The following is a 26,474-nucleotide window of genomic DNA, read 5'->3' as shown; positions in this document are numbered from 1 at the left end:
GGCTGCACGAGTTGTCGGTTTTCCAGCCCGGGACCTTTCCTGGTCTTCCCGGGCTTCACTCCGGGCTGGCCGCCTCCTCGGTGGCCAGGCGCTGGGCTACGGCGCCGGGGGAGCTGGTACCGCGGGCCAGGACCTGGTAGGCCACCGGGACGACAAAGAGGGTAAAGAGGGTCGCCGCCAGGACCCCCGCGAGGATGACGGTGCCGATGACCAGGCGAGTCTCGGCGCCCGCGCCGGAACCCAGGAGCAGGGGCACGGCCCCGGCGGCCGTGGTGATGCTGGTCATGACGATGGGGCGCAGGCGAATCTCGGCGGCCTCCCGCAGGGCGGCGTTGAATTCCCGGCCCTGATCGCGCAACTGGTTGGCGAATTCCACGATCAGGATGCCGTTCTTGGCCGCCAACCCCACCAGCATGATGAGGCCGATCTCGCTGTAGAGGTTGAGGCTCTGGCCGCTCAGCCACAAGGCCAGCAGGGCGCCGGCCATGGCCAGGGGGACGGTGAGCATGATGATGAGGGGATGGATCCAGCTCTCGAACTGGGCGGCCAGCACCAGATAGACCACCACAACCCCTAGAATGAAGACGAACAGGACCCCCGCCGTGCTGGCGCGAAAATCCCGGGACTGGCCCTTGTAATCGACCCGGGCCTGCTCCGGCAGATAGGTCTTCACCAGCCCCTCCAGATAATCCAGGGCCCTGCCCAGAGCCAGACCTTCCGCCAGATTGGCCTCCAGGGTGATGGCCCGCAGCCGGTTGTAGCGATTGAGGCTGCGCGAATCCGCGGACTCGGTCACCGTCACCAGATTGGCCAGGGGGATCAACTCGCCGCTGCGCCGCGAGCGGACCTGAAGATTATCCAGGGCCCCCGGGGTGCGCTGGCTATCCCGCTCCCCCTCCAGGATGAGGTCGTATTCCTCGCCATCGCGGATAAAGCTGGTGACCTTGCGGGAACCCAGCATGGTCTCCAGGGTGCGACCGATGGCCCCGGCGGTGACGCCCAGATCCGCCGCCTGCGCCTGGTCGATGGCTACCCGCAGTTGCGGCTTGGTCTCCTTGTAGTCCCAGTCGAGGTTGGTCAGGCCCGGGTTGGACGCCTCGATTTGGGCTAGGAGGATGTCCCGCCACTGGGCCAGCTCCTCGTAGGTCCCGCCACCGATCACAAACTGGACCGGCTTCTGAACTCGGGACCCGAAGCCCTGGCGCATGATGGGGGAGGCCTTGACGCCAGGCAGGTCGGCGAGTTTGGCGCGAATCTCGTCCATGATGACCCAGCCGGAACGGCGCTGACCAAAGTCAGCCAGTACCAGGGTGGCGTTGCCGGTATTGAAGGTCTGGGTGCCTTCGAAGCCGCGCGGGGTCCGCACCAGCAGCCGGATAGCCTCGCCATTGTCGATGTAGGACATGAGGCGCCGCTCAATCTCGTCCATGTACTCCTTCATGTAGGCATAGGAGGCCCCCTCGGGTCCATTGACCTGGACGAAGAAGGTGCCGCGATCCTCGCGGGGCGCATACTCCCGAGGCAGCTCCTGGAACAGCCAGACCGCCCCACCCAGGATGAGGATCAGGAGCAGACCCGCCACCCAGGCATGGCGGAGGAACCAGCCCAGGGCGCGTCCATAGCCACGCCGCACGCGCACGAAGAACCCATCCAGCGCCAGGCTCAGGCGGCCCGGGGCATGGGCATCTGGCAGGATCTTGGAGGCCATCATGGGTGACAGGGTCAAGGCCACCAGCATGGAAAAGGCGACGGCGGCGGCCATGGTCAGGGCGAACTCGGAGAAAAGGCGGCCAACGTCACCTTCCAGAAAGGCGATGGGGACGAAGACCGCCACCAGTACCAGGGTAGTGGCCACGACGGCGAAGCCGACCTGACGGGTGCCGCGATAGGCCGCCACCAGGCGGGTCTCGCCCTGCTCGGCCAGGCGGCGGTGAATGTTTTCCAGAACCACGATGGCGTCGTCCACCACCAGACCGATGGCCAGGACCAGGGCCAGGAGGGTGAGGATATTGATGGAAAAGCCCAGCATCCAGATGGCCAGGAAGGTGGCGATGAGGGACACGGGCACCACCACCGCCGGCACCAGGGTGGCGCGCCAACTGCCGAGGAAGAGGAAGATGACCAGCACCACCAGGAGGATGGCCTCCCCCAGCGTCTTGTAAACCTCATGCACGGCGCCGCGGACGAATACCGAGGAATCGTAGCTCTGATGGAGCTTCATGCCCTCGGGCAGGGTCTGGTTGAGGCGCCCCATCTCCGCCTTGGCCGCCTCGGCGACGGCCAGGGTATTGGCGGTGGATTGCTTGACGATGCCGATACCCACCATGGGCAGGCCATTGCCGCGGAAAGAGATGCGGTCCTCGTCCGTACCTAGTTCCACCCGGGCGACATCCCCCAGGCGCACCAGTGAGCCATCCTCGCCCCGGGCGAGGGTCAGACGGGCGAAGTCCCCGGCGGTTAGAAAGGCACGCTCGGTGCGCACGCTGAACTGGCGCTGGCGGGATTCCACGCCCCCCGCCGGCAATTCCAGGTTCTCGGCGCGCAGGGCCTCCTCCACCTCGTCCACCGTCAGGCCCCGGGCCGCCAGAGCCTGACGGTCGAGCCAGACGCGCATGGCAAAGGTCTGGCGGCCACCGACCCGCACCCGCGCCACGCCGTCGATTACGGAAAAGCGATCCACCAGGTAGCGGCGGGCATAGTCACTCAGCTCCGGGATCGTCAGGCGATCGCTGGCCAGGTTGAGCCAGAGGATGACATCCTCGTTGGCGTCCACCTTCTGGATCTCCGGCGGCTCCGCCTCGTCCGGCAGGTCGTCGCTGACCCGCGACACCCGGTCGCGGACATCGTTGGCGGCGCCGTCGATGTCGCGGCCGATATCGAACTTGATGGTGATGATGGAGCGGCCATCCTCGCTCAAGGACTCGATGCTCTGGATGCCCTCCACCCCCGCCACCATGTCCTCGATGAGGCGGGTGACGCGGGTCTCCACCACGTTGGCGGCGGCGCCGGGATAGCGGGTCTCCACCGAGACCACCGGCGGGTCGATGTCCGGATACTCGCGCAAGGGCAAGCGGTCGAAGGCCAGCAGGCCAAAGGCGATCAGGAGGAGCGATATGACCGCGGCCAGGACCGGACGCTTGACCGCGACATCGGACAGGATCATTGACCGGACCCCAGCAATTCCCGCAAGGGCTTAGTACCCTCATCCAGGGCCTGGACCCGCACCACCTGTCCCGGCCGGACCTTGTCGTTACCGTGGGTGATGACCCGTTCCCCCGCGGTCAGCCCGCTGGTGATTTCCACGACCCCGGGGCGACGGGCGCCGATGTCCACCCGCCGCTCCTCGGTCTGATCGCCCGTCCCCACCACCAGGACCCGATGATCGCGCCCCCGGTGCAGGAGGGCCGCCTCGGGGATGGCCAGGCCCTGGCGGAGGTTGCGGGGTACCTCGACCTGCATGAGGAGACCCGGCTTGAGGTCCTGGCGCGGGTTGGGGATGAGGGCGCGGACCTGGATGGAACGGGTCACGGGATCGATCCGGCTATCGATGGCGGCGATCTCGCCCTGGAAGGACCGATCGCCATGGGCCCGGGAACTGGCCGAGATGGCCATGCCCAGCCTGAGATCGGCCAGGTAGAGACTGGGCAGGGCGAAGTCCAGTTTCATCTGGCTGTCGTCGTCCAGGTTAGCGATGAGATCGCCGGGCCGGACCAGCGCCCCGGGGCTGATGTTGCGCAACCCCAGCACGCCCGCGAAGGGGGCCTTGATCAGGCGATCGGCGAGGCGCGACTCGATGGCCACCAACTGGGCGCGAGCCGCGTCCAGGTCGCGGCGGCGCTCGTCGAGGAGGGACTCGGAGGCGGCACGCTGAGTCACTAGGGACTTGACCCGGTCGTATTGGCGGGAGGCCTCCGCCACCCTGACCTGGCCCTCCTCCAGGAGGGCATGCTCCTCGGCGCTGGTCATCTCCACCAGCACCTGACCCGCCTCCACCCGCTGGCCATCGTCAAAATGGATGGCGAAGACCGTCTCGGTGACATTGGCGGTGAGATCGACGGACTCGCGCGCCTTGAGAGTCCCCAGGGCCTCAACCGGGTCGGCGAATGCCTCCTGCCGCGCTTGAGCGACGATGACGGGGATGGCCTTGGGGGCCTCCTGGGCCAGCAGCGGGGTGGCCAGGATCTGCAGCAAGAGCAAAAGGGCGGGACATTTGGGCATGGGGATCGCTTCCTTCGGGAGATTATTAATCTCTGAAACGACCCGTTCAGGCTGCTTGAACTGCCACTGTTCGCGGGCCTCAAAGGGGCAGATAGGACCGAGTGCCTGCTGGGGCATGCGGTGATTATAGACGTTGACATAGCGCTGAAGGGTATCCTTCAGGCTCTCCCTAGAGCGGCGGCGGTTCGTCGCCAGGACCGCCCTGCTGCGGCCCTTAACGCGCTCCACCCGGCCCTTGGTCTGCGGATCAATGAAGCTCAGCCGCGGCGGCCGAGGAGCGAAGCGAGGAGGCCGACGTCGGCTGCAGCGACTGGTTGGGCCTCACTCACCGTTCTGCGTGGAGTGCTCAATAGGTTCATAGATCTTCGACAAACGATGGGCAATTGCCATCATCAGTAGCACTGACACGCCGAAACAATATAGCCCTACGTGAACTTCGACTTTCGCCAGTGCGCCTAGCTTGACAGCAACGAGGACCATAGCAACAACGAAAACATCCAGCATGCCCCAGCGGCCGTATTCATGCATCAAATGCAACCAGCGCTTAGTCTTGACATCGATCCGGCCCTTGGCCTTGATCAAAACGTAGATAAGCCGGAGCTTTAATACAGGCATTACTACACTAAACCCGAATATCACCAGAAAAAGGAACCAACTACCTGACGAAAGAAGCGTAAAAATGCTGGATAACACGGAAACCGTGTTCTTAAGAACGAAGAATTTCGTAAGGGTCATCATCGGAAGAATCAAACCTAGCCCAAACAGGATGCAAGTAGCTTTATACGCATTCAACAGAAAGCCGTGCTCCCTAACCCCGATCCACTGACTTGAAACCGGCAAATTTGCATCACTCACGTTCATCCCCATCTTCTGTCTTCAGTGCACATGCCGGTTCGGCCCTTGCCAAGTTTAGCGAATGAGGCCTAATCGAGATAGGCAGAAGCCTCACGGCCTCGCCCTCCCCCACCACCGGACGAACGGGTCACGTAGCCAGCGGTTCGATGAATTGAATGCTTACCGGGTGGCAAGGCGCGGTACGCCCAGGTTCTCGAAGTAGCGCAAGGGCAACGCCAAGGCCGGGGCGGGGTCTTCGACCCATGCCACGGCCCGTGCGCCGACTGGCGGGTGTTGAGCCGCGCCATGAGCTGGTCGTGGTTTTTGCCCGGTCGAGCACTTGGGCCCGCCAGGCGCGGGGAGGAAGCGACGCGGGTGGTTCCTGCGATCCAGCCACGGGTTCATCCGGCGGCCAAGCCGCCGCCGGCTGGCGCTGGGTTAGACCCGTTACCTTCGCGGCATGGACGCCGGAGTTACACCATACACCTCGTCGCCGAGGGAGGACGTTCCGGTCAGGTGCCCGCTCATCCCGAGGGCATCACGCTTCCTAGCCGGTTGTTGATCATCGCCCCGCCGTTGCGGATGGGGCTTCCTTCCGACCCCGCCTCGCGACGACGCCCTTGCCCTTCTCCTTGCCTCCGGCTCTGCAAACCTGGCCAGAGGACTTGCACCGATGAAGTAACGCGCCATGCCCGGCGCGCACATTGGAAGTAAGCGGCGACCGAAAGGTAGCGAAGCCTGCTTTTGGACGTCCGCTTGACGGACCGGTTAGCCGCCGATTGCCCCTTTGAGGACCGCACTGGCTGCCTCCGTAGCTACAGACTTAACAAGGTCAACTGTCATTTCGATGCCTTTGGTGGCAAACACCTTCTTGGTCTTCTGCCAGACAGTCTCACTCCGAATGCTGTCCAGAAACTCGTGGCCACTCCAAGTGAGGCGAGTAGCGATGAAGTCGTGCGGTCCGCGATGGATTAACTTTGACATCTGTCCGTCGACGAGACCAGCTTCTAGCAGCAACTCAATGTGATACGAAATCTCCGCGGCACGTTCAGCAGGAAAGGAGGACAAGCGGGTGATCTCGCCCGGCTGCGAGCACTCTTCGATCTTGGTGAGTAGTTCCCGGACGGTATCCCAGTCGCGCTTCATCGATGACTCCGGTGTTTGTCGGGTGGCGGCTAACGCCTAAGCTCAGCTGCGTTTGATTCGACGTGAGGGCTTGGCGTAGCCAAACCGAGCGGCGAGTCAAACGTCAGCTGCAGCGATTTGTTGGGCATCGGCTACTCCGAGGCCTGAATATGGTTTTCAGCAAATTCTGAAAGACGCCGGCAATACTCGAGCATTGGCTCCAAGATCAACTGGCGATAGACCTCTCGCGGAGACTCATCCTCCAGTCCTCGATCAGTAAGCATTGCAGTCAATGCGCTGCTCTTCCGGTGAGCAGCCGATTTCGATCTAAGTTCTTGCAACAGGCGAAGCGAGGCTATCAAGTCATCCGGAGGGTTGGCACCTCCATTTTGGCGGAACCATGCCTGTAACTTATCAATTCCCCGAACAGGCTTGTCAGGATCGTTTGCCTTCATCGTTGCAATTTCTGTAGCTGCCAATTTAGCGAGCTGCGATTCGTTCAGGTAGTCGATAAAGACCTTGGTTGCCGCGATAGTGCAGCGATCAAACTCGGTCCATTCATCTGAAATAGGCACCCGCAAATCTGCAAGCACACCCGCATCATCTTTGTGAAAATCAACGTAAAGCCCAAACCCGAAAGCCTCATGCCATTTTTGCAGAAGCTTGCGACGCTCAAAATTTATAGCGAGATCGTGATTCGTAGGATCGGCAAACTGAGCTAAAAAGGAACGATTGAAACAAGTTTCGCTTAGTCCGCCATCAGGTCGAACATTGAACGAGCGCCAGTACTGCTGTTCCGACTCTGGGAGGTCACGCCCAAGGTCACCCAGGAACACCACCACCTTATCATCATGGTCGTTATCCATACGCAAGCCCCATATACTCCCACAACGTAGATATCCATCTTCGACTGAATAGAGACTGGGCTTTTCAAGGTACTTTTTCAGTACATCCTTGCGGAAATGAACCGGGGTGAGATAGTGAGGGTTATCCGCATTTTTGCCGAAATAATCTGCGAGTTCATCAGGGTCGGATGTAAAAACCGCATCTGATCCATCATCGAGAGTTCCGATGATGATAGATTCATAAGTGCTCTCATCCTCGTACGGCCAGACACCACACTTTTCAATTGGCAGCGCCTCTATCAGCCGCTTGCCGAGAAGCCGACCAAACGCGGGCTTTCCAGAAATCGAATCGTTGGTTACGTGCCGACTCGCGCGAAGAGCAGATTCGGTTATTTCTTCTGAGCTTTCTTCTTGAGGCTCATCAAAAAATTGAACCGAATCAACTTGTAGAAGAATTTTCAAACCCCTCGCTGCGCAAAACTTCCGAATCGCCGCCGTATCCACAAGCATCGCGCCAGATGAATCGCGGAATACAACTTTCTGCTTATTTCCGTCTTCTAGAACCCTGAAATAGTTATCTGTTTTTCGGTCGTGCCACAAGTTGTGGAACAAGCGGAACTCCTCAAGAAGATCGAACTGATCCTGCTCTAAGCCATGAAAATCGCGATGAATAACAAGAGGCCAAGATTCGCCCGATGCTGGATCGTAAGAATATTCCGTACGTTCTTCTCCGTCCTCCCACCACATCGAGAATCCGGTTAGCCCATCGCCCTTACTGACAGTCCAACTAGCGTCATCAAGGCAGTTGTTGGCTGTGCCTCCTCGAACAAGGCCAATGTAAACGTCCCCATTCCCGCTTCCGCTAATGTGCCAGCCCCAGTCAGCTATCAACCACTGCCTTTGCTCTCCGTCGCGCAGTAGTTTCAGCGCCTCATCCATTGTCAGCATCTGGATCTCGCCCTCTTACGGTAAAAGGATGGCAAACACGTTTCTTGAGGTGCCCAACGACCAAACTCACCTGCCGCTTTGGAGCGCAGCGGAAAAGCGGTCAGGTGCAGTGCCGTGTTAGGCCAATTACTTGTAAGGCCAGCCATCATCTTCTTCCGTAGAAACCGAAACGTCCTTTGGCGTGTGCAAATCCAGTTCTTCAATTTCTAGATTGTGCGGCTCGGTCGTATTAAACGTAAATCTTAGGTCCGCCTGAACAATTTCAGAGCTTTCAACTGTTCGCTCGACAGTCTCCCAAGGGATCAACACCTTATCCTCGCTGTCATAGCTTGCCGTTTCTAGGTTGTCATATGACACGTCCGCTTCGTATGCGATGGTTGTAGTCAACTCAAATCGCGCTTCTGCTGGCTCGCCATTTGAGCCGTGGGTTAGCGAAATCAGGTAAGCAGAAATCTCTCCGACCTCGGTGACTCTAGTTTCATTCACATCGCCATCTTGATCTACCAAAACGAAGCCAAGCCACTGAAATCGTTCTTCAAGAATATCCGCAATTTGGCCAAAATTATCTTCCAACAACTGTTGAGCTAGCGGAGCGAGTTCCTCAAAGTATGAAGTAACCTTGCCCAGGAACTCTTCTAGTGAGCCAAGTGCGGACAAACGCGGAAAGTCGACTTCGATTCCACTCATGTCTGAATCTTGGCTTACAACGAATACATCCTTCTGCTCTGATTCCGCCCATTCGTTCAATGCCGATAATGCAAATGCGTCAGGAAACTCGCTCTTCTTTTTTCCTTCGCCAAATGGCGCAGAACGCTTGAAGTAGCAATCGAAGACAAACCGCGTGTCGGCCTCCGACACTGAAATAATGACCGCACCGGCATCTGTCAAAAACTGTTCAAACTGCTTATAAAGCTCCTCACCGACGGATGCGCTATCGATGTCATTGAATATGGCGGAATCACTTAGCGTAGCGATGTTTCTAAGGATCTTTGCCGCACCACGAACTTTTTTAAGGGCTTGCGAAGACTCGCTAACATCATTATCTATATGTGCCTTCACTTCTTCTATGGTTATATCCGTAATCAGCAAATTGGCTCGCCCTGCCGACACAGCATCCTTGAGAGCAACAAACGAAGGGTGCTCGTATCGGTAGTTTTTGCCGATAAATACTGATGAATCGACGAAAACGTTCAGCGCTTTTAGACCGTCTATTTCCATAGCACAAGATTTCCGCGTGCAGGCCTAACAATGAATTGTATGGACCCGCCTATCCCCCCCTCCAGGATGATAGCCGGCCAGCCAGATCATTCGACCGCGCATCAGGTAGGGTCATTAGCGCTAATGTTCGGCTGATCCGTGCTAGCTGGCCGGCGACCTACCCTGGTTACTGAGTTCCGGCAATCCCGGCCGGAATGAGGCCCTCAAAATGGGTCATACCGGCAGGGAATGCGGGGATTCAGGTGCCAGGAGGGGGTCCGGTCTGGATAGCGGGGTTTTGACGCGAATCACCTCCGGTGGTGCCGGCTGATTAAACCGTGGTTCACTGCATTTGACAAGGATAAGGAGTGGGTCGCCGCGCTCCTCGCCCTGACCACCGCATCCCATCAGCAGATTCAAGAGCCGCTGAAAGGGCTTCGTTTGGACATTTCGCTCGAAAACCGGGCCAGCAACGGGAGGACTTTGCCCGCCTGAGCGGCGAGGACATCGACCTGCTTGGCGCACCGCGCTGCGGATGCCCGCCCGCTAGGTGGGCCTGCTCCAGCATCGGGCCTGAGCCGCGCAACTGGATTTTCTTCCCCGGCCACGGCCGCGTGCATTACCCACAACACAGCCAAGGCATGGACTTCGGTAAGCGAAACAACAAGTGAACGCGCTCCGAACGACGGCGGACGAGACGTTCGGCCCCGCAGCACCCTGGTGGCGCTCCGGCTCGCGCGCAGACGACAGCCAGAGAGGCGGCGACATCGACCTATATGTTGAGATCGACCTGTATGTTAAGGTGAATAGGGCGTTGCCGGATCGCGTTTCCGACGCCGTGCGGTTTGCCGCGCGAGTCGAACCCGACTTCGGCGGTCTGCCTGTCGACGTCGTGCTGCACGACTCGGAGACATCCCCGCAATCGATCCATGAGATCGCCAAACGAACGAGAGTGCGCCCGTGTATATCAACTGCCAACCTGAACAAGGACCCATGATCTATATCAGCTTCGGCATGAAAAAATCCGGCAGCACCCTGGCGTACGAGTTGACGCGTGCGTTGCTGCAGGCCGTGGGGCATCCTAATGACCGATTGAGCAACAGGGTGATTGCGGCCATTCATTCTGTAAATTTCGTGCGCAGGGACTTCGACAGGGAGACGTTGCGGCGGCTTGAGGAGGAGGTATCGCCCGGACGGATTATCGTGCTCAAGACGCATGCCCCACCGACGGATATTTTTCGTGAACTGGCTGCGGAGGGGCGGTTGTTGGGACAGGCCATCTTCCGGGACCCGCGGGACGCCATCCTGTCGCTGCTGGATGCCGGTTGGCAGGCCAGGCAGCAAGGACGTAGCGCATTTTCAGAGATAGATGGCTGGGTGAGGGCTACCAAGGGTTATGAGAAGGACCTGCAGGCCTTTGAACAATGGCTCGACGTGCCCGGGATCATGGCCTCCCACTTCGAAGAGGTGGCATTCCGCAGCGACTCCTTCCTCAGGCGCGTGGCGGAGCAAATCGGCGCGAAAGACCTCGCCGGACTCGATCTGCCGGCCATTGTGGACGGCGTGAAGGCAAACGCCTTCACGCAGTACAACCGGGGTGTGCCGCGTCGCCATCGGGACGAACTGACCATCAACGAGACGCTCCATCTGACCCAACGCTTTGGACGGCAAATCGAATTGTATATGCGGGCGGATTTCGACCCGCTGGATATTGCCCTTATCGAAACCGCTCGCATGATCGGTGATTCAGGTAAGCACTGGACCCGGCTGCGGGGAAGTTTCCATCCCTGGATGCCGACCTGCCGGCGCGCTGGACATCCGGATCGACGCCGCCGAGTGAGAAACAAATGGCTCGACACCCTTGGTGGAGGTCGTTGTTAATCACGGCCGGTTCATTCATACCCTTCTGGAAAGGCGGCGTTCGCCAAACACAGCCACAAAGCGGTCGAGATCATGTCGGGAAGTGATGGATCGGGTGTCATGAATTTCCTGAATTGCCTCCTGGGGATGATTGGCGGTCGAAGCACTCAAACCCGACGCACCTTCGTCGTCCTCGGCTGTCCGCGGGGCGGGACCAGCCTTGTTGCCGGGGCACTCCACGCTGCGGGCGTCTATATGGGTAACCTGGGAAATTATTACCAATACGAGGACTGCGATTTCAAAATTCCGCCGAAGCAGGCCGACCAGGCCCTTGAGACACTGGCCCCGGTCATTCGGCGGCGGAATCGAAAATATCCCTATTGGGGCTGGAAGCTACCTAACAATATCTACTACATTGAGCAGGTGCGTCATCTGCTCGTCGAGCCCTGCTATCTGTTCATCTATCGGGATCCCCTCCGGATTGCGCAGTCCTCGGCACGGCATGATCGACGTGACTGGTCGGCCGTCGGGGATCGCCTCCTGGAGGTGGCCCATGAACACACCCGCAGGGTGCGTCAGTTTCAGGACTCCCTCTCTTCGGAGTCCCCCGTTCCGGATCTCCATGAGTTTCATTTGGAGGTGATTCATGCCAATCCGCAGGCGTTCGTCGACCAGCTCATCGCCATACTGAACCCACTACGCCCCGACCGCGAACGACTATTAGGGTTCATTAATCGCGATGGCGATTACCACCACCCGACACCCATCGAATATTTAATAGCAAAAATTCGTTCCTTTTATCACCGCAGAGTGCTCGGACGTGACACTAATCGATAACTCTAACGCGCGCGCCGTGGCCGCCTCCTTATGAAAATTGGAATCGATGGATTTGCGCTTGGACTGAAACAGGGCACGGGATTATCCACCTATGCCCGTGAACTGGCCGGCAACCTGGGTGCCGGCGGTCACGAGGTCAGTGTTCTTTATGGTCTAAACGGTATCGGCAGGGAACCTAAGCTGCGCTGGGAGCGTTTCATGCAATCCCTCGGGGTGAATGGCGAGTCCGGTGTCGAAGACTGGAGGCAGTGGGCATTGCATGCCGGGCTGCACGCCGTGACCGGTTTGCTACGGCTACCGCACGACCCGAAACGCATCCTGCCCACGGCAACCACGAGCGAGCGGCGAATACCCGAAGGGATTCCCAATACTGCCGATATCTACAATATGCCATCCGTATACCGGGCGTCCCAGGCGTTGGCGGCGACTACCGGAAGACCTTTGCGGATCAAGCGCATCCCCGGTATCGAGTTGTTTCACCTGACCTCCCCACTTCCGGTTCGCATGGAGGGCGTGCCGAACGTCATCACCGCCCACGACGTGATTCCGCTCGTCTTTCCACACAGTACCGAGATCAATCTCAAACATTACCGACGGATCATGGAGGCCTCGCTGCATCGAGCCGATGGGGTGTTCGTGGTCTCGGAACACAGCAAGCGGGATTTGCTGGCGCTATTCGAGCTGCCCGAGGATCGCATCCACGTGACCTACCAGTCCGTCAACATCCCCCAGTCCGTTCGCCAGGTTGATCACGACTACCTGGCGCGATTCCTGGAGACCAACTTCGGACTCAGCCCCGGGGGCTATTTACTGTTTTTGGGTGCGATAGAACCGAAAAAAAACGTGATGCGCCTGCTGGACGCGCATTCAATCGCACAGATCGAACTGCCTTTGGTGCTGGCCGGAAAATATGGCTGGCTGTTTAAAGAGGAACGCCACCGCATCGAGGTCATGAAAAGCAATCGCAACTCCAGGAGATACATACAAAAACTCGATTATCTGCACCGTGTGCAGCAGATGTACCTCCTGAAAGGGGCGCGTGCGCTGGTTTTTCCGTCGATGTACGAAGGCTTCGGACTGCCGGTTCTGGAGGCGATGCAGATGGGGGTGCCGGTGATCACGTCGAACAACAGCTCCCTGCCCGAAGTGGCGGCGGATGCCGCGTACCTGATCGACCCGATGGATGTCCACGAGATCGCCCATGCCATGGAGCGACTGGCGGAGGATGACACCCTGCATGAAAGCCTGGCTGAGAAGGGTCTGGTCCGTGCGCAATGGTTTTCACCCGAACGCCACCTGGAAAGACTCCAGTCGGCTTACCGGCAGGTTTTGGCGCAATGAGCGCCAACATCATCCGGCCCAGCCCCCCGGCCGGAGGATGCCGAGGGTAACGAGTTGTGTGCTGTCTCGGTATCGCAGTGCGGATACGGGCAGCGACAATCCCCCTTCGGCCTGTAGCGATTCCTTGATCCATTGCACGCGCGCGGCCTCGCCGCGGCGCGCAGCATGGCGGCCTTTCGTGAAATAACGCTCAAAATAGTCCCCCGCAAATTTGAAATGTAGCAGGCCGCCGGTCACGTCTGCCACGCGGGCGGGCAGGATGTCGTGGCTGCTCGACAGAAAACGCACGCCGGAGGGTATGCGCACGAGCGGCGTTTTAACCATCGGAAGGGCCTGCATAACTTGAATATCCCGGAGCACATCCCGAAGGCCGCCGGTAACACGTTCGTAGGGTGCTCCCGATTTCGGGATGAAGCGATAGTGGGGCTCGAAATACGGGCATCGTTCGACGGGATCCTGGCCGGGCGCAAGAAGGGCACCGTCCGCCAATGGATTGGCGGCCATGTCGATCATGTGCGCCCGCATCGCCTCATGGCCCTGGGCCTCGAGCCAGGTGACCAGATCGGGCAGTCCGCGGTGTTCGACACCGGGGTAGACCAGTTGCTCGTCTGCATCGACATACAGGCACCAGCCTCCCGGCAGGTGACGCTCCGCCAGGAGATTGATCCAGCGCATGCCGCACATGGCGTTTCTAAAGTTGTCGGGCGTCCAGTAGAGGGTGACATCCGCCTGATCCATCAGCCATTCGCGGCTGCCGTCGGTGGAGTCGTTGTCCACGATCACGAAATGGCGTATGCCCAGTTCCCGGTAGTAACGGAGAAACCACGGCAGGCGCAGCTTTTCGTTGTGAACCGTGGTAAAGAGCGCAAGAGTCGACGATGACGGATGACGGGCCGTTTTCAGCCAGTCTATCCGCGATACAGGCCAATGCAGGGCGCGGTGACCGCGCTCATCGAGCGCGGTTCTCACAATACGGCGTGCGGCATCGTATCGGTCGTGACGCGCCTCCAGCCAGGCGCGCTGAACGGCTGCTTCCGGGTGCAGATCGAGAATTCCGGAAAGATCAGTAACGGCGCGTTCGGCCTCCTCGAATCGACCGGCCATGATCAGACCCTCGATCCAGACCAGACGTGCCTTAACCCGTCCGGGATTGGCCCGCATGTGCTCCGCCCGGAGCGCAACGACCTCATCCAGGCGGCCCTCCCGGACCAGATCGCCCTGCCGGTTCGGTGGCGGTGCGGACGCCGCCTGTCCCGGCAAGGGTCCGGGCGTCGGATTTTCGGGCGTGACCGCTGCCAGATCCTGGCCGGAGTGGATATTGAGTGCTTTCCGCCATGCCGCGATCAGCGACAGGGAACGCTGCGGGTCCGGATCCCTGGCGGCAACGGGCTCCAGCCTTTCTATCGCCTGCCGTGAGCGGCCGATTTCACTCAGAAGCCTCGCATGCGGCAATGCAGAGGCAAAACTGTCGGGGTTTTCCTGGCGCAATACCTCATGGAGCATGAGCGCGGCCTCCCACTCGCCGTTACGGCAGAGTTCGGCTGCCTGCTTGCGCATGTCGCCAAGTGAACGGGATGTATCCATATCGGTCAGCGTCAAGCAGCTCACAGGGAGGGAGAAAGATAGGAAATCCAACCGCCTGCGTAGCAGTTTGCCCCCGTCCACCTAGCCAGTCAAGGGCCAAGCGGAGGCGTTCGTACCCACAAGGGACACCGGCTGTAGTTGTTGGCGTACGGCATTTTTCATAACTTAAACCTCCCGAATTCGGTCTTGACTGCCATGAAAACTCATGCATTTTTTTCGGTATTGATTTTCGCTCTCGTCGCTGCTTGAGCGTCCATCGTGGGTACAAAACCGCGGCACTCGACCACTATCCCCAGGCGTCGTCAGCCAGCACCGGCGCCCGTGCGGCGCAGTGTGGGCAAAGGGTGAATGAGTGTGGACAAGGGGGGGCCAGGCGGATGTCGGTGATGTCGGTGCTCCAGACCTGGTTGGGGCGGGTCACCGCTACCCCACGCAGCAGGTAGGGGTAAAGCTGGTGCTGCGGAGGTGCCGTGCTGGTCGCAGGCCCAGGCGCCATGCCGGCCAGACCCAGCACCCTCGGCCGGCTTGAGATCTACAATGATTATGGGTTGGGTTACATGCTGCGGCCGGTCCTGCGACTGAAGAGCGGCGTTGTCAGGGATGCGGAACGGCTCGATACGGACGAGATAGGGGCTGGGGGATGGCGTCAGCAAGGCGCGCACCTCACGGCGGATGAAGTTGGGCCTGACGAGGTCTGAGTCTGATTCCGCGCCGCGGTACGCACCTTTTACCCGCGGCACACTGACCGAAGAGGAGAGTGACATGAGCACGGCATGGTATCGACAGAGCGTGGACGAGGTTCTGGCAGCGTTGGCAAGCGACCGGACTCAGGGCCTATCCGCGGCCGAGGTTGCTAACCGCCGAGCCCAGCACGGATGGAATGAACTGGTCTTCAGGAAAACACCGGCCTGGGTGCGTTTCCTGGGCCAGTTTCAAGATGCCATGGTGATCATCCTGCTCGTCACCGCCGCCATCACCGCCCTACTGACGGCCTTGGGCAGCCACATGCTGCCCGATACCCTGGTGATTCTGGCCGTGGTGGTGCTTAACGCCCTGCTGGGATTCGTCCAGGAGGGCAAGGCCGAAGGGGCTCTGGATGCTTTGCGCGGCATGATGGTACCCGAGTGCCTGGTGGTTCGCGACGGGGAGGTGCGGCGGCTGCACTCGCGTGAGTTGGTGCCTGGCGACCTGCTGGTGCTCGAGGGCGGGGACAAGATTCCCGCTGACCTGCGCTTCATCGAGGTCAGTAGTCTCTCGGTCGATGAATCGTCCCTCACCGGCGAATCCGTGCCGGTGCCAAAGTCAGTACAGGCGATCGCCGGCGAGAACCTGGTGCCGGGCGATCAGCGCAACATGGGCTTTTCGGGGACCTTTCTGACCCAAGGAACCGCCCGGGGATCGTGGTGGCGACGGGTGCCAACACCGTTTTCGGCCAGATCGCCGCCATGGTCAAGCGTGCCGATCCCGGTCAAACCCCCCTGCAGCGCAAGACGAGTGAGTTTGTTCATACCCTCATCAAGGCCATTCTCGTCGTCGGCGCCTTCAATTTCGGCCTCGGCATCTACCTGGGCTACGATTTGGGCTACAGCTTCCTCGGCGCGGTGTCGCTGGTGGTGGCGGCGATTCCGGAGATGCTGCCGGCCTTGATCACCGCCATTCTGGCGGTGTCGGGGACCCTCATGGCCAAGCGCAAGGCCCTGATCCGCAAGTTGCCGGCGGCGGAGACCCTGGGGGCCACCTCGGTGATCTGCTCGGACAAGACCGGTACCCTCACCGAGAATCGCATGACGGTGACCCAGGTCTATGCCGGTTCACAAAGCCTGGGAGTCGCGGGGGTTGGCTATGACGTGACGGGCCATTTCTCCCTGCAGGGTGCCCAGCTTGACCCCGGGGACCAGCCGGCCTTGCGACGTTTGTTGGAGATTGGTGTTGCCTGCAACAACGCCCACCTGAGCGATGCGGGTGGCGGGGTGGGTGACCCCACCGAGCTTGCCCTGCTGGTGAGCGCCGCGAAAGCCGGAATTACCCGCGAGGGGTTGCATCGCCTTGAAGAAATTCCCTTCGACTCGAGCACCCAGTACATGGCCGTGCTGGTTGAGATGGCGGGGGGACGCTTCATCTTCGTGAAGGGCGCCCCCGAGGCCGTATTGGCGATGTGCACCACGCAACTTGACCGGGCAGGTCAGACGCAAGGGCTGGATCCAGCGGCCTATCACGCCGCGGTGAGAGGCTTTGCCCGTCAGGCCCTGCGCACCCTGGGCTTCGCCTGCAAGGAAGTCAGTGGGGACCATCGGGATCTTTGCCACCAGGACCTATGTGACCTGACACTGGTGGGTTTGCAGGGCATGATCGATCCGCCAAAACCCGCGGCCATCGCCGCGGTGGCCAAGTGTCAGGGGGCAGGCATCCGTACGGTCATGGTCACCGGCGATCACCCTGACACGGCACAAGCGGTTGCCGCGCAACTTGGCATCCGGGCGGGACGGGTGCTGACCGGGGTGGAACTGGCGAACATGGATTTGGCGACCCTACGCCTGGCGGTGGAAGAGGTTGCCGTCTTCGCACGGGTAGCCCCGGAGCATAAAAAGCTCATCGCCGAGGCCTTTCAGGCCAATGGCCATGTCGTCGCCATGACCGGCGACGGCGTCAACGACGCCCCGGCCCTCAGGCAGGCAGACATTGGCATCGCCATGGGTATCGCGGGCACCGAGGTAGCGCGGGAGGCGGCGGACATGGTGCTGGCGGACGACAATTTCGCCACCATCGTCAACGCCGTGGAGGAAGGCCGCCATGCCTGGACCAATCTGCGGAAAGCGATCCTCTATACCCTGCCGACCAACGCCGCCCAGGCCCTGCTGATCATGGGCGCCATCCTGCTGGCGGCCCTGGTGCCGGTGTTCGCGGCGCGTTTTGTCCTTGAGCCGGTGCAGATCCTCTGGATCAATCTCATCGACTCGGTCCTCCTCACCCTGCCGCTGATGATGGAACCCAAGGAACGCGGCCTGCTGGCGCGCCCCCCGCGTGACCCCCAGGTGCGCATCATTGATTCCCTGTTTCTGCAGCGGGTGGTGATCATGGGCCTGATGATTGCGGTGCCGTGTTTCCTGATCTATTTCCACTTCGGCGCCTCCGCCGTGGTGGACGGGGTGGTCGTGGACGCCAAGCTGCTGACTCAGGCGCAGACGGCCGCCTTTTGGGTCATCCTGATCACCCAGGTCAGCTACGTTATTTCCGCCCGGTCCATTTACGATTCCGCTTTTACCTTGAACCCCTTCGGCAATCCTTGGCTACTGGGCGGAATCGGGCTCGCCATCCTGCTCCATGGCTTGGTGACTTATGTCCCGGCATTGGCGGCCGCCTTCCGCCTGGCGCCTTTCCCCAGCGATTGGTGGCCTTTGATCCTCATGTCATTCTTCCCGGTCATCATCACCATAGAAATGGATAAGGCAATCCGTAAGTCGCGGCTAGCCCCTCAAGCCCAAGTCTAGTGCTGCCAACCCCATGGTTATCCTCCATCAAACCTCAGGGTAAATCCGTCCGCCCTCTTTCAGGAACTCATCGGCCTTTTGCTTCATGGCCAACTGCGAATGCACCACCGTGCGGATGGCCTCCGGATTGATCGCCTCCGCCTGGCCATTGCCCGCATCCGGCTTGCGATGCACCCGGTACAGCTTGCTCATTGCTGCGAAATTCGCGGGAGGCACTGACGAGCGGGCGATTCAATCTCCCGGTGCGACAGGCCCGTCGCCAGCCATCCGTTTTGCGCCAGCCTCGCCCATGCCACGTGGATATGATCCAGCTTGAAAATGCCGCGCTTTCGCGGGTTCCAGGCATGAACCAGATCGACGGCACTCTCCACGTCAGTGGCCGGCGATTCACCCCGATGGCCGCCGTAGCATGCTGACCAATGCACAGTGGACAGCAACTCCATTCCGTAAGGGGTTTCAAAACCCTCGATCAGGCCGGCGACCCGTTCGAGTCGAGCGACGGAGTCCATCCGGTTTTTCAAGAACTCGGTCGCTTCCTCAACCGCACCCGGCAGCAGTTCAATTTCCGCATCCGGCTTCTGGCTGTCGCCAAAACCACGGATGAAGTGCCCCTCCATGACCTCCAGCACCTTGTTCAGGTTGGCGGCGTAGGGCCCATAGTGACCGGCCTCATATTTCAACCGTAGTGGTTCACCAGCCTCTTGCAGGAAATAGGCGAGCTTCTGCACTTCCAGCAGAGTGCGGCTGTAATCAAGCGCTGAATAGGCTTCCATCAGCTTGATGAACAGGGCACGTGCGGCGGTCATGTGCGGGCGAGCGGTGCGTACGGGCATGGCCTTGGCCGCAGGCGCCCCGGCCGGCTCGAACAGTAGAACGCCTACATCCGGCAGCGGAGCAAAGGCCTGTTCGATCATCGGCCGCACCACCTTCCAGTCCAGCCCGCCTAGGCCGCAACCCAGGGGCGGCACGGCGATGGAGCGAATGCCCAGGCGGCGAACATCGGCGACCAGAGCCTCCAAACCGGCGGCCACATCCTCGATGCGCGACTTGCCCCGCCAATGACGCTTGGTTGGGAAGTTGATGATGTAGCGTGGATTCACCAGCCCTTCGTTGTCATGAATGAACATTCTGCCCGGCACCATGTCGCTGGCGTGGCAGGCGGCCTCATAGGCTTTGAAGTTGGCCGGGAAGGCCTGCTTGAATTGCAGCGCAATGCCCTTGCCCATGTAGCCAATGCAGTTGACTGTGTTCACCAATGCTTCGGCGGGCGCTTCCAGCAGGTTGCCACGGGTAAGTTCGATCATTGAACGTGCTCTCCTTGCTCAGTAATACCAGATTTGCTTGACCGCGACCTTGGGGCGCGACCGCTGCAGAAACCGGTCGAGTATGTCTTCGACCCGCCGTTGCATCGACGGGTTCAGCACGGCGATGCCGCCAATCAAAGTCCAGTCCAAAGATTGCCAGACCAGGAATTCCGCCTGCTTGCGGCGCTGCCGGTCGTTGTCGTCGGGCTGATCCGACCAGTAGCGCGTACTCACGAGATTCCAATCCACTTGGTCGAGTCGCGCCAGATCGTCGAACCACTCGGTAAACCCGGCCAGCCCGTGGCCGTCGGAGAACACAAAGCGGCATCCCGCCTGTTGCACCGCCTGGGCCGTGGTCATCAGGTAGATCAATGGTTCCTGGCCTTCGTCGTAGCCGGCGACGCGGCCGGTCTTGAGGTTGAGCAGCATCACCGACAGGGGGCCGAAGTAGAACGGCACGTAATCGTGAATCGTGCCGCCCGGCCCGCATGAGATGGGCTGGATATGACGGCTCACCTGCACACTGACATTGTGGATGGGGTGGTATGGCAGGCCATCCTCCGGCGTGGCATGAGGTGCATGCAAGGCGCCCCGCATCAGTAACGTGGCGAGGTTGTCCACATGAACCAGGCGGTAGAGCCAAGTGGGGGTGGGGAGCTGCGTCACTTCTTTGCCACCAGATCCAAGAAAACCGTCACCACCGCGATGGCTTCGGCGACTTCCTGTTTGGGGATATTGGGTTTGCCCAAGACGAACCACCGATTCCCTCAGATCTCCCGATAGATCTCCGCGCCCTCCTTCAGGAACTCCACCGCCTTCTCCCGCATCCCCTCGACCAGCGCCGCCTCGACGTCATCGAGGCGATGGGCCTCGGCGTAGTCGCGCACCTCTTGGGTGATGCGCATGGAGCAGAAGTGGGGGCCGCACATGGAGCAGAAGTGGGCGACCTTGTGGGCCTCGTGGGGCATGGTCTCGTCGTGATACTCGCGGGCGCGTTCCGGGTCCAGGGACAGATTGAACTGGTCCTCCCAGCGGAATTCGAAGCGGGCCTTGGACAAGGCGTTGTCACGCACCTGGGCGCCGGGCAGGCCCTTGGCCAGGTCGGCGCCGTGAGCGGCGATCTTGTAGGCGATGATGCCGTCGCGCACATCCTGCTTGTTGGGCAGGCCCAGATGTTCCTTGGGGGTGACGTAGCAGAGCATGGCGGTGCCGTACCAGCCGATGTTGGCGGCGCCGATGGCGGAGGTGATATGGTCGTAGGCAGGGGCGATGTCGGTGATCAGGGGCCCCAGGGTGTAGAAGGGAGCCTCGAAACAGTCGGTTAGCTCCTTGTCCACGTTCTCCTTGATCATCTGCAGGGGCACATGTCCCGGACCCTCGATCATGACCTGGACGTCGTGCCGCCAGGCGATCTGGGTCAGCTCGCCCAGTGTCTCAAGCTCGGCGAACTGGGCGGCGTCGTTGGCGTCGGCGATGGAGCCCGGGCGCAGACCATCGCCCAGGCTGAAGCCGACGTCATAGGCCTTCATAATCTCGCAGATATCCTCGAAGTGGGTGTAGAGGAAATTTTCCTGGTGATGGGCCAGGCACCACTTGGCGAGGATGGAGCCGCCCCGGGAGACGATGCCGGTGACGCGGTCCGCCGTCAGGGGGACATAACGCAGCAGCACCCCGGCATGGATGGTGAAGTAGTCCACCCCCTGCTCGGCCTGCTCGATGAGGGTGTCGCGGAACATCTCCCAGGTCAGTTCCTCCGGCTTGCCGTCCACCTTCTCCAGGGCCTGGTAGATGGGCACGGTACCGATGGGCACGGGGGCGTTGCGCAGGATCCACTCGCGGGTCTCGTGGATGTTCTTGCCGGTGGAGAGGTCCATGAGGGTGTCGCCCCCCCAGCGGGAGGACCAGACCATCTTCTCCACCTCCTCCTCGATGCTGGAGGTGACCGCCGAGTTGCCGATGTTGGTGTTGATCTTCACCCGGAAGTTGCGCCCGATGATCATGGGCTCCAGTTCCGGGTGGTTGATGTTAGCGGGAATAATGGCCCGCCCGGCGGCCACCTCGGCGCGGACGAATTCCGGGGTGATGGACGCGGGCAGCCGGGCGCCAAAGCCATGCCCCGGGTGCTGGCGCAACAGCTTGGCGTAACGGGGGTCGGCGCGCAGTTCCTCCAGGCGCAGGTTCTCGCGGATGGCGATGAACTCCATCTCCGGGGTGACGAGACCCTGGCGGGCATAGTGCATTTGGGTGACGTTGGCCCCTGGCTTGGCGCGGCGTGGGACCCGGATGTGCTCGAAGCGCAGGTGGGCCAGGCCCGGGTCCTGCTGACGCTGACGACCGAAGGCGGAACTGGGACCGGCGAGACGCTCGGTGTCGCCGCGCTCCTCGATCCAGGCCCCCCGCAGGTCAGGCAGGCCCGCCAGGAGGTCGATGTGGGCTTGCGGGTCCGTGTAGGGTCCAGAGGTGTCGTAGATGTAGATGGGGGGATTCTCTTCCACGCCACGATGGGTCTGGGTGTCCGTCTGGCTCACCTCCCGCATGGGCACCCGCAGATCGGCGCGGGACCCCTGGACGTGGATCTTGCGCGAACGGGCGAAGGGCTGAGTAGCCGCGTCCGAAAGACGGGCCGTGTTTCGGATAAAGTCCTGGGGAATGGCGCTCATGACGTCTGATCTCGATGAAATGGGGGCAGGCAGGCGCGGCGCGATCGGCCATCTCGCCCGGAGGATCCCGCGCCGGCCTTAACCTGGGCTGCTTTGCTGGCCCTCCTCGAGCCCGAGGCGGCGCAGGATACGCGCGACATAGGACTGGGTCTCCTGGTAGGGGGGGACCCCGCCATGCTTCTCGACCGCCCCTTCTCCGGCGTTGTAGCCGGCCAGGGCCAGCTTGACATCGCCATCAAAGTGGTCGAGGAGCCAGCGCAGATAGGCCATGCCGCCGTTCAGGTTTTGCTCCGGGTCCCAGACATCCTTGACACCGAAACGATCGGCGGTCGCGGGGATGAGTTGCATCAGACCCTGGGCATCCTTAGGCGAACGGGCTTGGGGATTGAAGTTGGATTCCGCCTCGACCACGGCCAGGACCAGGCTGGGATCAAGCTTGTATTTAGGGGCCAGGCTATGGATCAGCTTGGCGATCTCGCCGGTGGCCGGATGGATACGCAGGACCATGCGCGTGGTTTCACCGCCTCCGCCGCCGCCCGGGCCACCGGGGCCGCAGGAGGGGAGACGCTTGGGATCGGCGGTGACCTTAAGGAGCTTGAGCTGAGTAGCGGCCATGGCGTGCCGCGCCTTGACCGCCTCGCCAAACCAGGCGGCGGCGAGTTCCGGATCACGTTTGACGCCCCGGCCGTAGGCGTAGAGGTAGCCGAGACGATATTTGGCGTCGCCATCACCCATTTTGGCCGCGAGGCAATAGAGCTTGACCGCCTTGTCGGCATCCTGCCCAACGCCAACACCGGTCTCATAGCGCAGACCCGATGCGGTGAGCAGGTGCATATCCCGACTGCGCAGGGCCTCGTCGAAGACCTTGTCCGCCTTCGCTTCAGGGGTCTTTTCCGCCGCCTGGGTAGCGGCATGGGGCACGGCCGTCAGCAAGAGGGTCGCCAGCATCGGGAGGGATTTCATCTTTCGCATCATCTCGCCGCCAAGGGTGATGGGTGGTGCGCCGGATGCACACTGGACCTAGGGGTCCAGCCTCCCGCGCCAAAGGCCATAACAGATTTAGTGTCCGATATGACGGCCCGAAAAGCCACCATAAAATAACCGGACGGGCGCGCCAGCCACCCAAAGCCCTACCGCAAGGTTCAAGCCCCGGTCTCCAGGACGGGCAAGGTCCCCACCCGCTGGGCGGCGCGATGGACCAGAATATTGACCAGGCGCAGAGTAGCCGCGATGGCGGCGAAGACCTGATTGGTATGGACGCCACGCGTGCGGACCGGACCTTCCTCGTCGGCCCAGGTGATGATGCACTCGGTGAGGGCGTCGGTACGGCCACCCTTGGGGATGCGTACCTCGTAATCGATCAAGCCGGGGAGCGTCAGGTCATGCCGGCGCAGAACCTTGGCGAGGGCCTTGATGAAGGCATCAAAGCTGCCGTTGCCGCTGCCGGCGGCGTAATGGATGGCCTCGCCGACGCGCACCCGGATGCTGGCGGTGGAGGGCAAGTCCAGCGCGCTACTGACGTTGCAGGCCAGCAACTGGACATGGTTGTAGTCCTGGCTCTCCAACACCTCGGCAATGATGAAGGGCAGGTCATCGGTGGTAATGGTCTTCTTGGAGTCGCCAAGTTCGACGACGCGCTGCAGCACCTTGCGCTGATTTTCCTCCGATAGACTGATATCGAGCTTTTCCAGATTTTTAGCCAGGGAGGCCTTGCCGGCGAGCTTGCCGAGGGCGTACTTGCGGCGGCGGGCAAAGCGCTCGGGGCTCAACTGGGTATGGTAAAGGCTCCCCTTGCGATCACCATCGGCGTGAATGCCGGCGGTTTGGGTAAAGACGTCCTCGCCGACGATGGGGGCATTGTCGGCGATGCGCTTGCCGGAGAAATATTCGACCAACTCGCTGACCCGCGCCAGATGGGTCTCGTCGATGGACACCTTCATACCCAACTGGTCGCGCAGATTGACGGCGACCTCCGCCAGAGAGGCGTTACCGGCGCGCTCGCCCAGGCAGTTGACGGTGCAATGGACCGCCGCCGCCCCCGCCCGGGCGGCGGCCAGGACATTGGCGGTGGCGAGGCCATAGTCGTTATGGGGATGAAAGTCGAACTTGAGCTCCGGGAAGCGCCGGATCATGTCCGAGACGGCCGCGAAGACCCGCTCCGGGGTCATGACCCCCAGGGTGTCGGGCAGCATGATGTGCCCCAGCCCGCCATCCTCCAACCGCTCCACCAGGCCATAAACGTAGTCCCGGTTATCCTGGTAGCCGTTGGACCAGTCCTCCAGATAGATGTTGACCGCCAGCCCCCGGTCCTGGGCATGGCGGATGGTGTCCCGCACCTCTTGGGCGTGCTGATCAAGGGTCTTGCCGAGTTGGCCCTGGCAGTGTTTTTCGCTGCCTTTGGCAAGCAGGTTGAGGACTCGCCCGCCGGCCTGACGGATCCAGTCAATGCTGCGGCCCTGATCAATGAAACCCAGTACCTCGACCCGCCCCTCCAGGCCCTGACCCCGGGCCCAGTCGATGATGTTAGTGACCGCCGTGAGCTCACCTCGGGAGACCCGCGCCGAGGCTACCTCGATGCGATCGACCCGCACCAGTTCCAGCAGGGCCTTGGCGATATTGGTCTTTTCCTCCGGCGAGAAGGAGACGCCCTGGGTCTGTTCGCCATCCCTCAGGGTGGTGTCGAGAATGAGAATGGAAGGGGCCGGGCCACTCATAGGCTTGCCGCCTCCAGGGTGTCATGGATATGGGCGCGGATGGCCTCCGCGCTGGCCTCCAGCCGGGCGCAACGGGTCTCCTTCTCCAACAGCCCCCGCAGGGACGGCGGCGGCGGGGCCTCGCGGCCAATGGCCAGGGTCACGGCCTCGCCAAACTTGGCGGGGTGGGCGGTGGCCAGGCAGATGGTGTCCCCATGACCTTGGGCCGCGCGCACGCCAATCGCCGTGTGCGGGTCCAGAATGTACTGGGACTGGGCGAAGGTGGCACGGATCTGGTCCAGGGTTTCGGCGTCGCCGACGGCCAGGGCGTCGAAATCGGCCCGAACCTGGGCATGCTGCCCGGCATCCACCGCCAGGCCGCCGGTCCCGGCCATGTCGTCGAGCAGACCGCGCACCGCCGCCGGGTCCTCGCCCAGCAGGAAATAGAGATAGCGCTCGAAGTTAGAGGCGATCTGGATGTCCATGGCCGGGCTCAGGGTCGGATAGACCTCCCCCGCCGCGTAGCGGCCGGTATGGACGAAGCGGCTCAGGATATCGTTGCGGTTGGTGGCGATGATGAGGCGGTCCACCGGCAGGCCCATGCGTTTGGCCATATAACCGGCGAAGACATCCCCGAAGTTGCCCGTGGGCACGGCGAAACTGACCCGGCGGTTGGGATCATCCGCCGCCAATCGCCCCCAGGCGTAAAAGTAGTACACCATCTGGGCCAGGATGCGTGCCCAGTTGATGGAGTTGACGGCCCCCAGGCTCAAGTCGCGCTTGAACTCCAGGTCGCCGAAGAGTTGCTTGACGATGCGCTGGCCGTCATCGAAGGTGCCGCGGATGGCGATGTTGTGGACATTGGCGTCCAGCACCGTCGTCATCTGGCGTTCCTGGATCGGCGAGACGCGGCCCTCGGGATGCAGGATAAAGATGTGGATGCGCGACTTGCCGCGCACCCCGGCGATCGCCGCCGAGCCCGTATCGCCCGAGGTGGCACCGACGATATTGAGCCGCCCGCCGTCCCGCTCCAGCAGATATTCGAAGAGGTTGCCCAGAAATTGCAGGGCCACGTCCTTGAAGGCCGCCGTAGGGCCGTGAAAGAGTTCGAGCAGCCACGAGTCGCCCAGGCGGATGACCGGCGTCACCTCCGGATGGCTGAAGCTGGCGTAGGAACGCTCGATCAGGGCCGCCAGGTGATCGCGGGGGATGGCGTCGCCGACAAAGGGCGACATGACCTCCAGGGCCAGGTCCTGAAAGCGCAGGCGCGACCAGGTCTTGAGGGTCGCGGCATCCAGGCGCGGCAGGCTTGCGGGGACTAGGAGGCCGCCATCCGTGCCCAGGCCCATCATCACCGCCTCGGCGAATCCGATGGGGGCCACTCCCCCGCGTGTACTGACATAGCGCATGTGTGGTCCTGCTGGATGCCGGAAATTTTAGAATAAAAGTCGCGACCGGGATCGGCCATCGATTCGGGACCCGGATTGAGTCCCGCAAGCCGGGGAGTGTCAAGGTAGGTAGTTTTTCCGCCAAATTCAAG

General features: G+C 61.3%; 18 protein-coding genes and 2 pseudogenes. 5 read left to right on the top strand and 15 right to left on the bottom strand.

What is annotated here, in order from left to right:
- Window positions 1–55: 55 nt before the first annotated feature.
- The 6 genes from IPN92_12325 to IPN92_12300 form a co-directional block, all read right to left on the bottom strand.
- Complete coding sequence (locus IPN92_12325; protein ID MBK8639008.1) at window positions 56–3,163, bottom strand: efflux RND transporter permease subunit; 3,108 nt, start codon at window positions 3,161–3,163, stop codon at window positions 56–58.
- Window positions 3,160–4,218, bottom strand: coding sequence for an efflux RND transporter periplasmic adaptor subunit (locus IPN92_12320; protein ID MBK8639007.1), 1,059 nt, complete (start codon window positions 4,216–4,218; stop codon window positions 3,160–3,162). Before IPN92_12320 ends, IPN92_12325 begins: the two co-directional genes overlap by 4 nt.
- A 321-nt stretch (window positions 4,219–4,539) precedes the next feature.
- Window positions 4,540–5,079: a paraquat-inducible protein A gene (locus IPN92_12315; GenBank protein MBK8639006.1), complete on the bottom strand. Its 540-nt coding sequence runs from the start codon at window positions 5,077–5,079 to the stop codon at window positions 4,540–4,542.
- Between the two features lie 741 nt (window positions 5,080–5,820).
- Window positions 5,821–6,198: a DUF2513 domain-containing protein gene (locus IPN92_12310; GenBank protein ID MBK8639005.1), complete on the bottom strand. Its 378-nt coding sequence runs from the start codon at window positions 6,196–6,198 to the stop codon at window positions 5,821–5,823.
- A 131-nt stretch (window positions 6,199–6,329) separates the two neighbouring features.
- Window positions 6,330–7,970 carry a hypothetical protein gene (locus IPN92_12305; GenBank protein ID MBK8639004.1) on the bottom strand — a complete coding sequence of 547 codons (1,641 nt, stop codon included), beginning with the start codon at window positions 7,968–7,970 and terminating at the stop codon, window positions 6,330–6,332.
- 126 nt (window positions 7,971–8,096) lie between these two features.
- Window positions 8,097–9,188 carry a DUF4935 domain-containing protein gene (locus tag IPN92_12300; protein ID MBK8639003.1) on the bottom strand — a complete coding sequence of 364 codons (1,092 nt, stop codon included), beginning with the start codon at window positions 9,186–9,188 and terminating at the stop codon, window positions 8,097–8,099.
- A 939-nt stretch (window positions 9,189–10,127) separates the two neighbouring features.
- Between IPN92_12300 and IPN92_12295 the strand changes: the two genes are divergently transcribed.
- From IPN92_12295 to IPN92_12285, 3 genes are all read left to right on the top strand, one after another.
- Complete coding sequence (locus IPN92_12295) at window positions 10,128–11,048, top strand: hypothetical protein (GenBank protein ID MBK8639002.1); 921 nt, start codon at window positions 10,128–10,130, stop codon at window positions 11,046–11,048.
- A gap of 99 nt (window positions 11,049–11,147) precedes the next feature.
- Window positions 11,148–11,864: a sulfotransferase gene (locus IPN92_12290; protein ID MBK8639001.1), complete on the top strand. Its 717-nt coding sequence runs from the start codon at window positions 11,148–11,150 to the stop codon at window positions 11,862–11,864.
- A 30-nt stretch (window positions 11,865–11,894) separates the two neighbouring features.
- The gene (locus IPN92_12285) at window positions 11,895–13,205 is read left to right on the top strand and encodes a glycosyltransferase family 4 protein (GenBank protein MBK8639000.1); all 1,311 of its coding nucleotides are present in this window, start codon (window positions 11,895–11,897) and stop codon (window positions 13,203–13,205) included.
- Between the two features lie 9 nt (window positions 13,206–13,214).
- Here the strand turns inward: IPN92_12285 and IPN92_12280 are convergent, their stop codons facing one another.
- Window positions 13,215–14,804: a glycosyltransferase family 2 protein gene (locus IPN92_12280; protein ID MBK8638999.1), complete on the bottom strand. Its 1,590-nt coding sequence runs from the start codon at window positions 14,802–14,804 to the stop codon at window positions 13,215–13,217.
- A gap of 352 nt (window positions 14,805–15,156) precedes the next feature.
- Window positions 15,157–15,300 (bottom strand): annotated as a pseudogene (locus IPN92_12275) (IS3 family transposase).
- Here IPN92_12275 and IPN92_12270 point away from each other — a divergent pair.
- Together IPN92_12270 and IPN92_12265 are read left to right on the top strand one after the other, a co-directional pair.
- Complete coding sequence (locus IPN92_12270) at window positions 15,284–15,487, top strand: hypothetical protein (protein ID MBK8638998.1); 204 nt, start codon at window positions 15,284–15,286, stop codon at window positions 15,485–15,487. The pseudogene IPN92_12275 and the gene IPN92_12270 overlap by 17 nt on opposite strands.
- Window positions 15,488–15,551: 64 nt before the next feature.
- Window positions 15,552–18,277 (top strand): annotated as a pseudogene (locus IPN92_12265) (HAD-IC family P-type ATPase).
- Window positions 18,278–18,304: 27 nt separating this feature from the next.
- Here IPN92_12265 and IPN92_12260 read toward each other — a convergent pair.
- The 7 genes from IPN92_12260 to IPN92_12230 form a co-directional block, all read right to left on the bottom strand.
- Window positions 18,305–18,469 carry a hypothetical protein gene (locus tag IPN92_12260; GenBank protein MBK8638997.1) on the bottom strand — a complete coding sequence of 55 codons (165 nt, stop codon included), beginning with the start codon at window positions 18,467–18,469 and terminating at the stop codon, window positions 18,305–18,307.
- Window positions 18,466–19,581 carry a macro domain-containing protein gene (locus IPN92_12255; protein ID MBK8638996.1) on the bottom strand — a complete coding sequence of 372 codons (1,116 nt, stop codon included), beginning with the start codon at window positions 19,579–19,581 and terminating at the stop codon, window positions 18,466–18,468. The genes IPN92_12260 and IPN92_12255 overlap by 4 nt, the downstream gene beginning before the upstream one ends.
- A gap of 18 nt (window positions 19,582–19,599) precedes the next feature.
- Window positions 19,600–20,247, bottom strand: coding sequence for a DUF4433 domain-containing protein (locus tag IPN92_12250; GenBank protein MBK8638995.1), 648 nt, complete (start codon window positions 20,245–20,247; stop codon window positions 19,600–19,602).
- Window positions 20,248–20,348: 101 nt separating this feature from the next.
- Window positions 20,349–22,241 (bottom strand): phosphomethylpyrimidine synthase ThiC, encoded by a 1,893-nt coding sequence (gene thiC / locus IPN92_12245; GenBank protein ID MBK8638994.1) that lies wholly within the window; start codon window positions 22,239–22,241, stop codon window positions 20,349–20,351.
- A gap of 78 nt (window positions 22,242–22,319) precedes the next feature.
- The gene (locus IPN92_12240; protein ID MBK8638993.1) at window positions 22,320–23,189 is read right to left on the bottom strand and encodes a transglycosylase SLT domain-containing protein; all 870 of its coding nucleotides are present in this window, start codon (window positions 23,187–23,189) and stop codon (window positions 22,320–22,322) included.
- 194 nt (window positions 23,190–23,383) lie between these two features.
- Window positions 23,384–24,955 carry a 2-isopropylmalate synthase gene (locus tag IPN92_12235; protein ID MBK8638992.1) on the bottom strand — a complete coding sequence of 524 codons (1,572 nt, stop codon included), beginning with the start codon at window positions 24,953–24,955 and terminating at the stop codon, window positions 23,384–23,386.
- Window positions 24,952–26,343: a threonine synthase gene (locus IPN92_12230; protein MBK8638991.1), complete on the bottom strand. Its 1,392-nt coding sequence runs from the start codon at window positions 26,341–26,343 to the stop codon at window positions 24,952–24,954. The genes IPN92_12235 and IPN92_12230 overlap by 4 nt, the downstream gene beginning before the upstream one ends.
- Window positions 26,344–26,474 lie beyond the last annotated feature (131 nt).

The organism is Chromatiaceae bacterium, from assembly GCA_016714645.1.
Taxonomy (GTDB): Bacteria; Pseudomonadota; Gammaproteobacteria; order Chromatiales; family Chromatiaceae; genus M0108.
The sequence above is the reverse complement of the archived record's forward strand: the minus strand, read 5'-3'. Positions and strand labels throughout refer to the sequence as shown.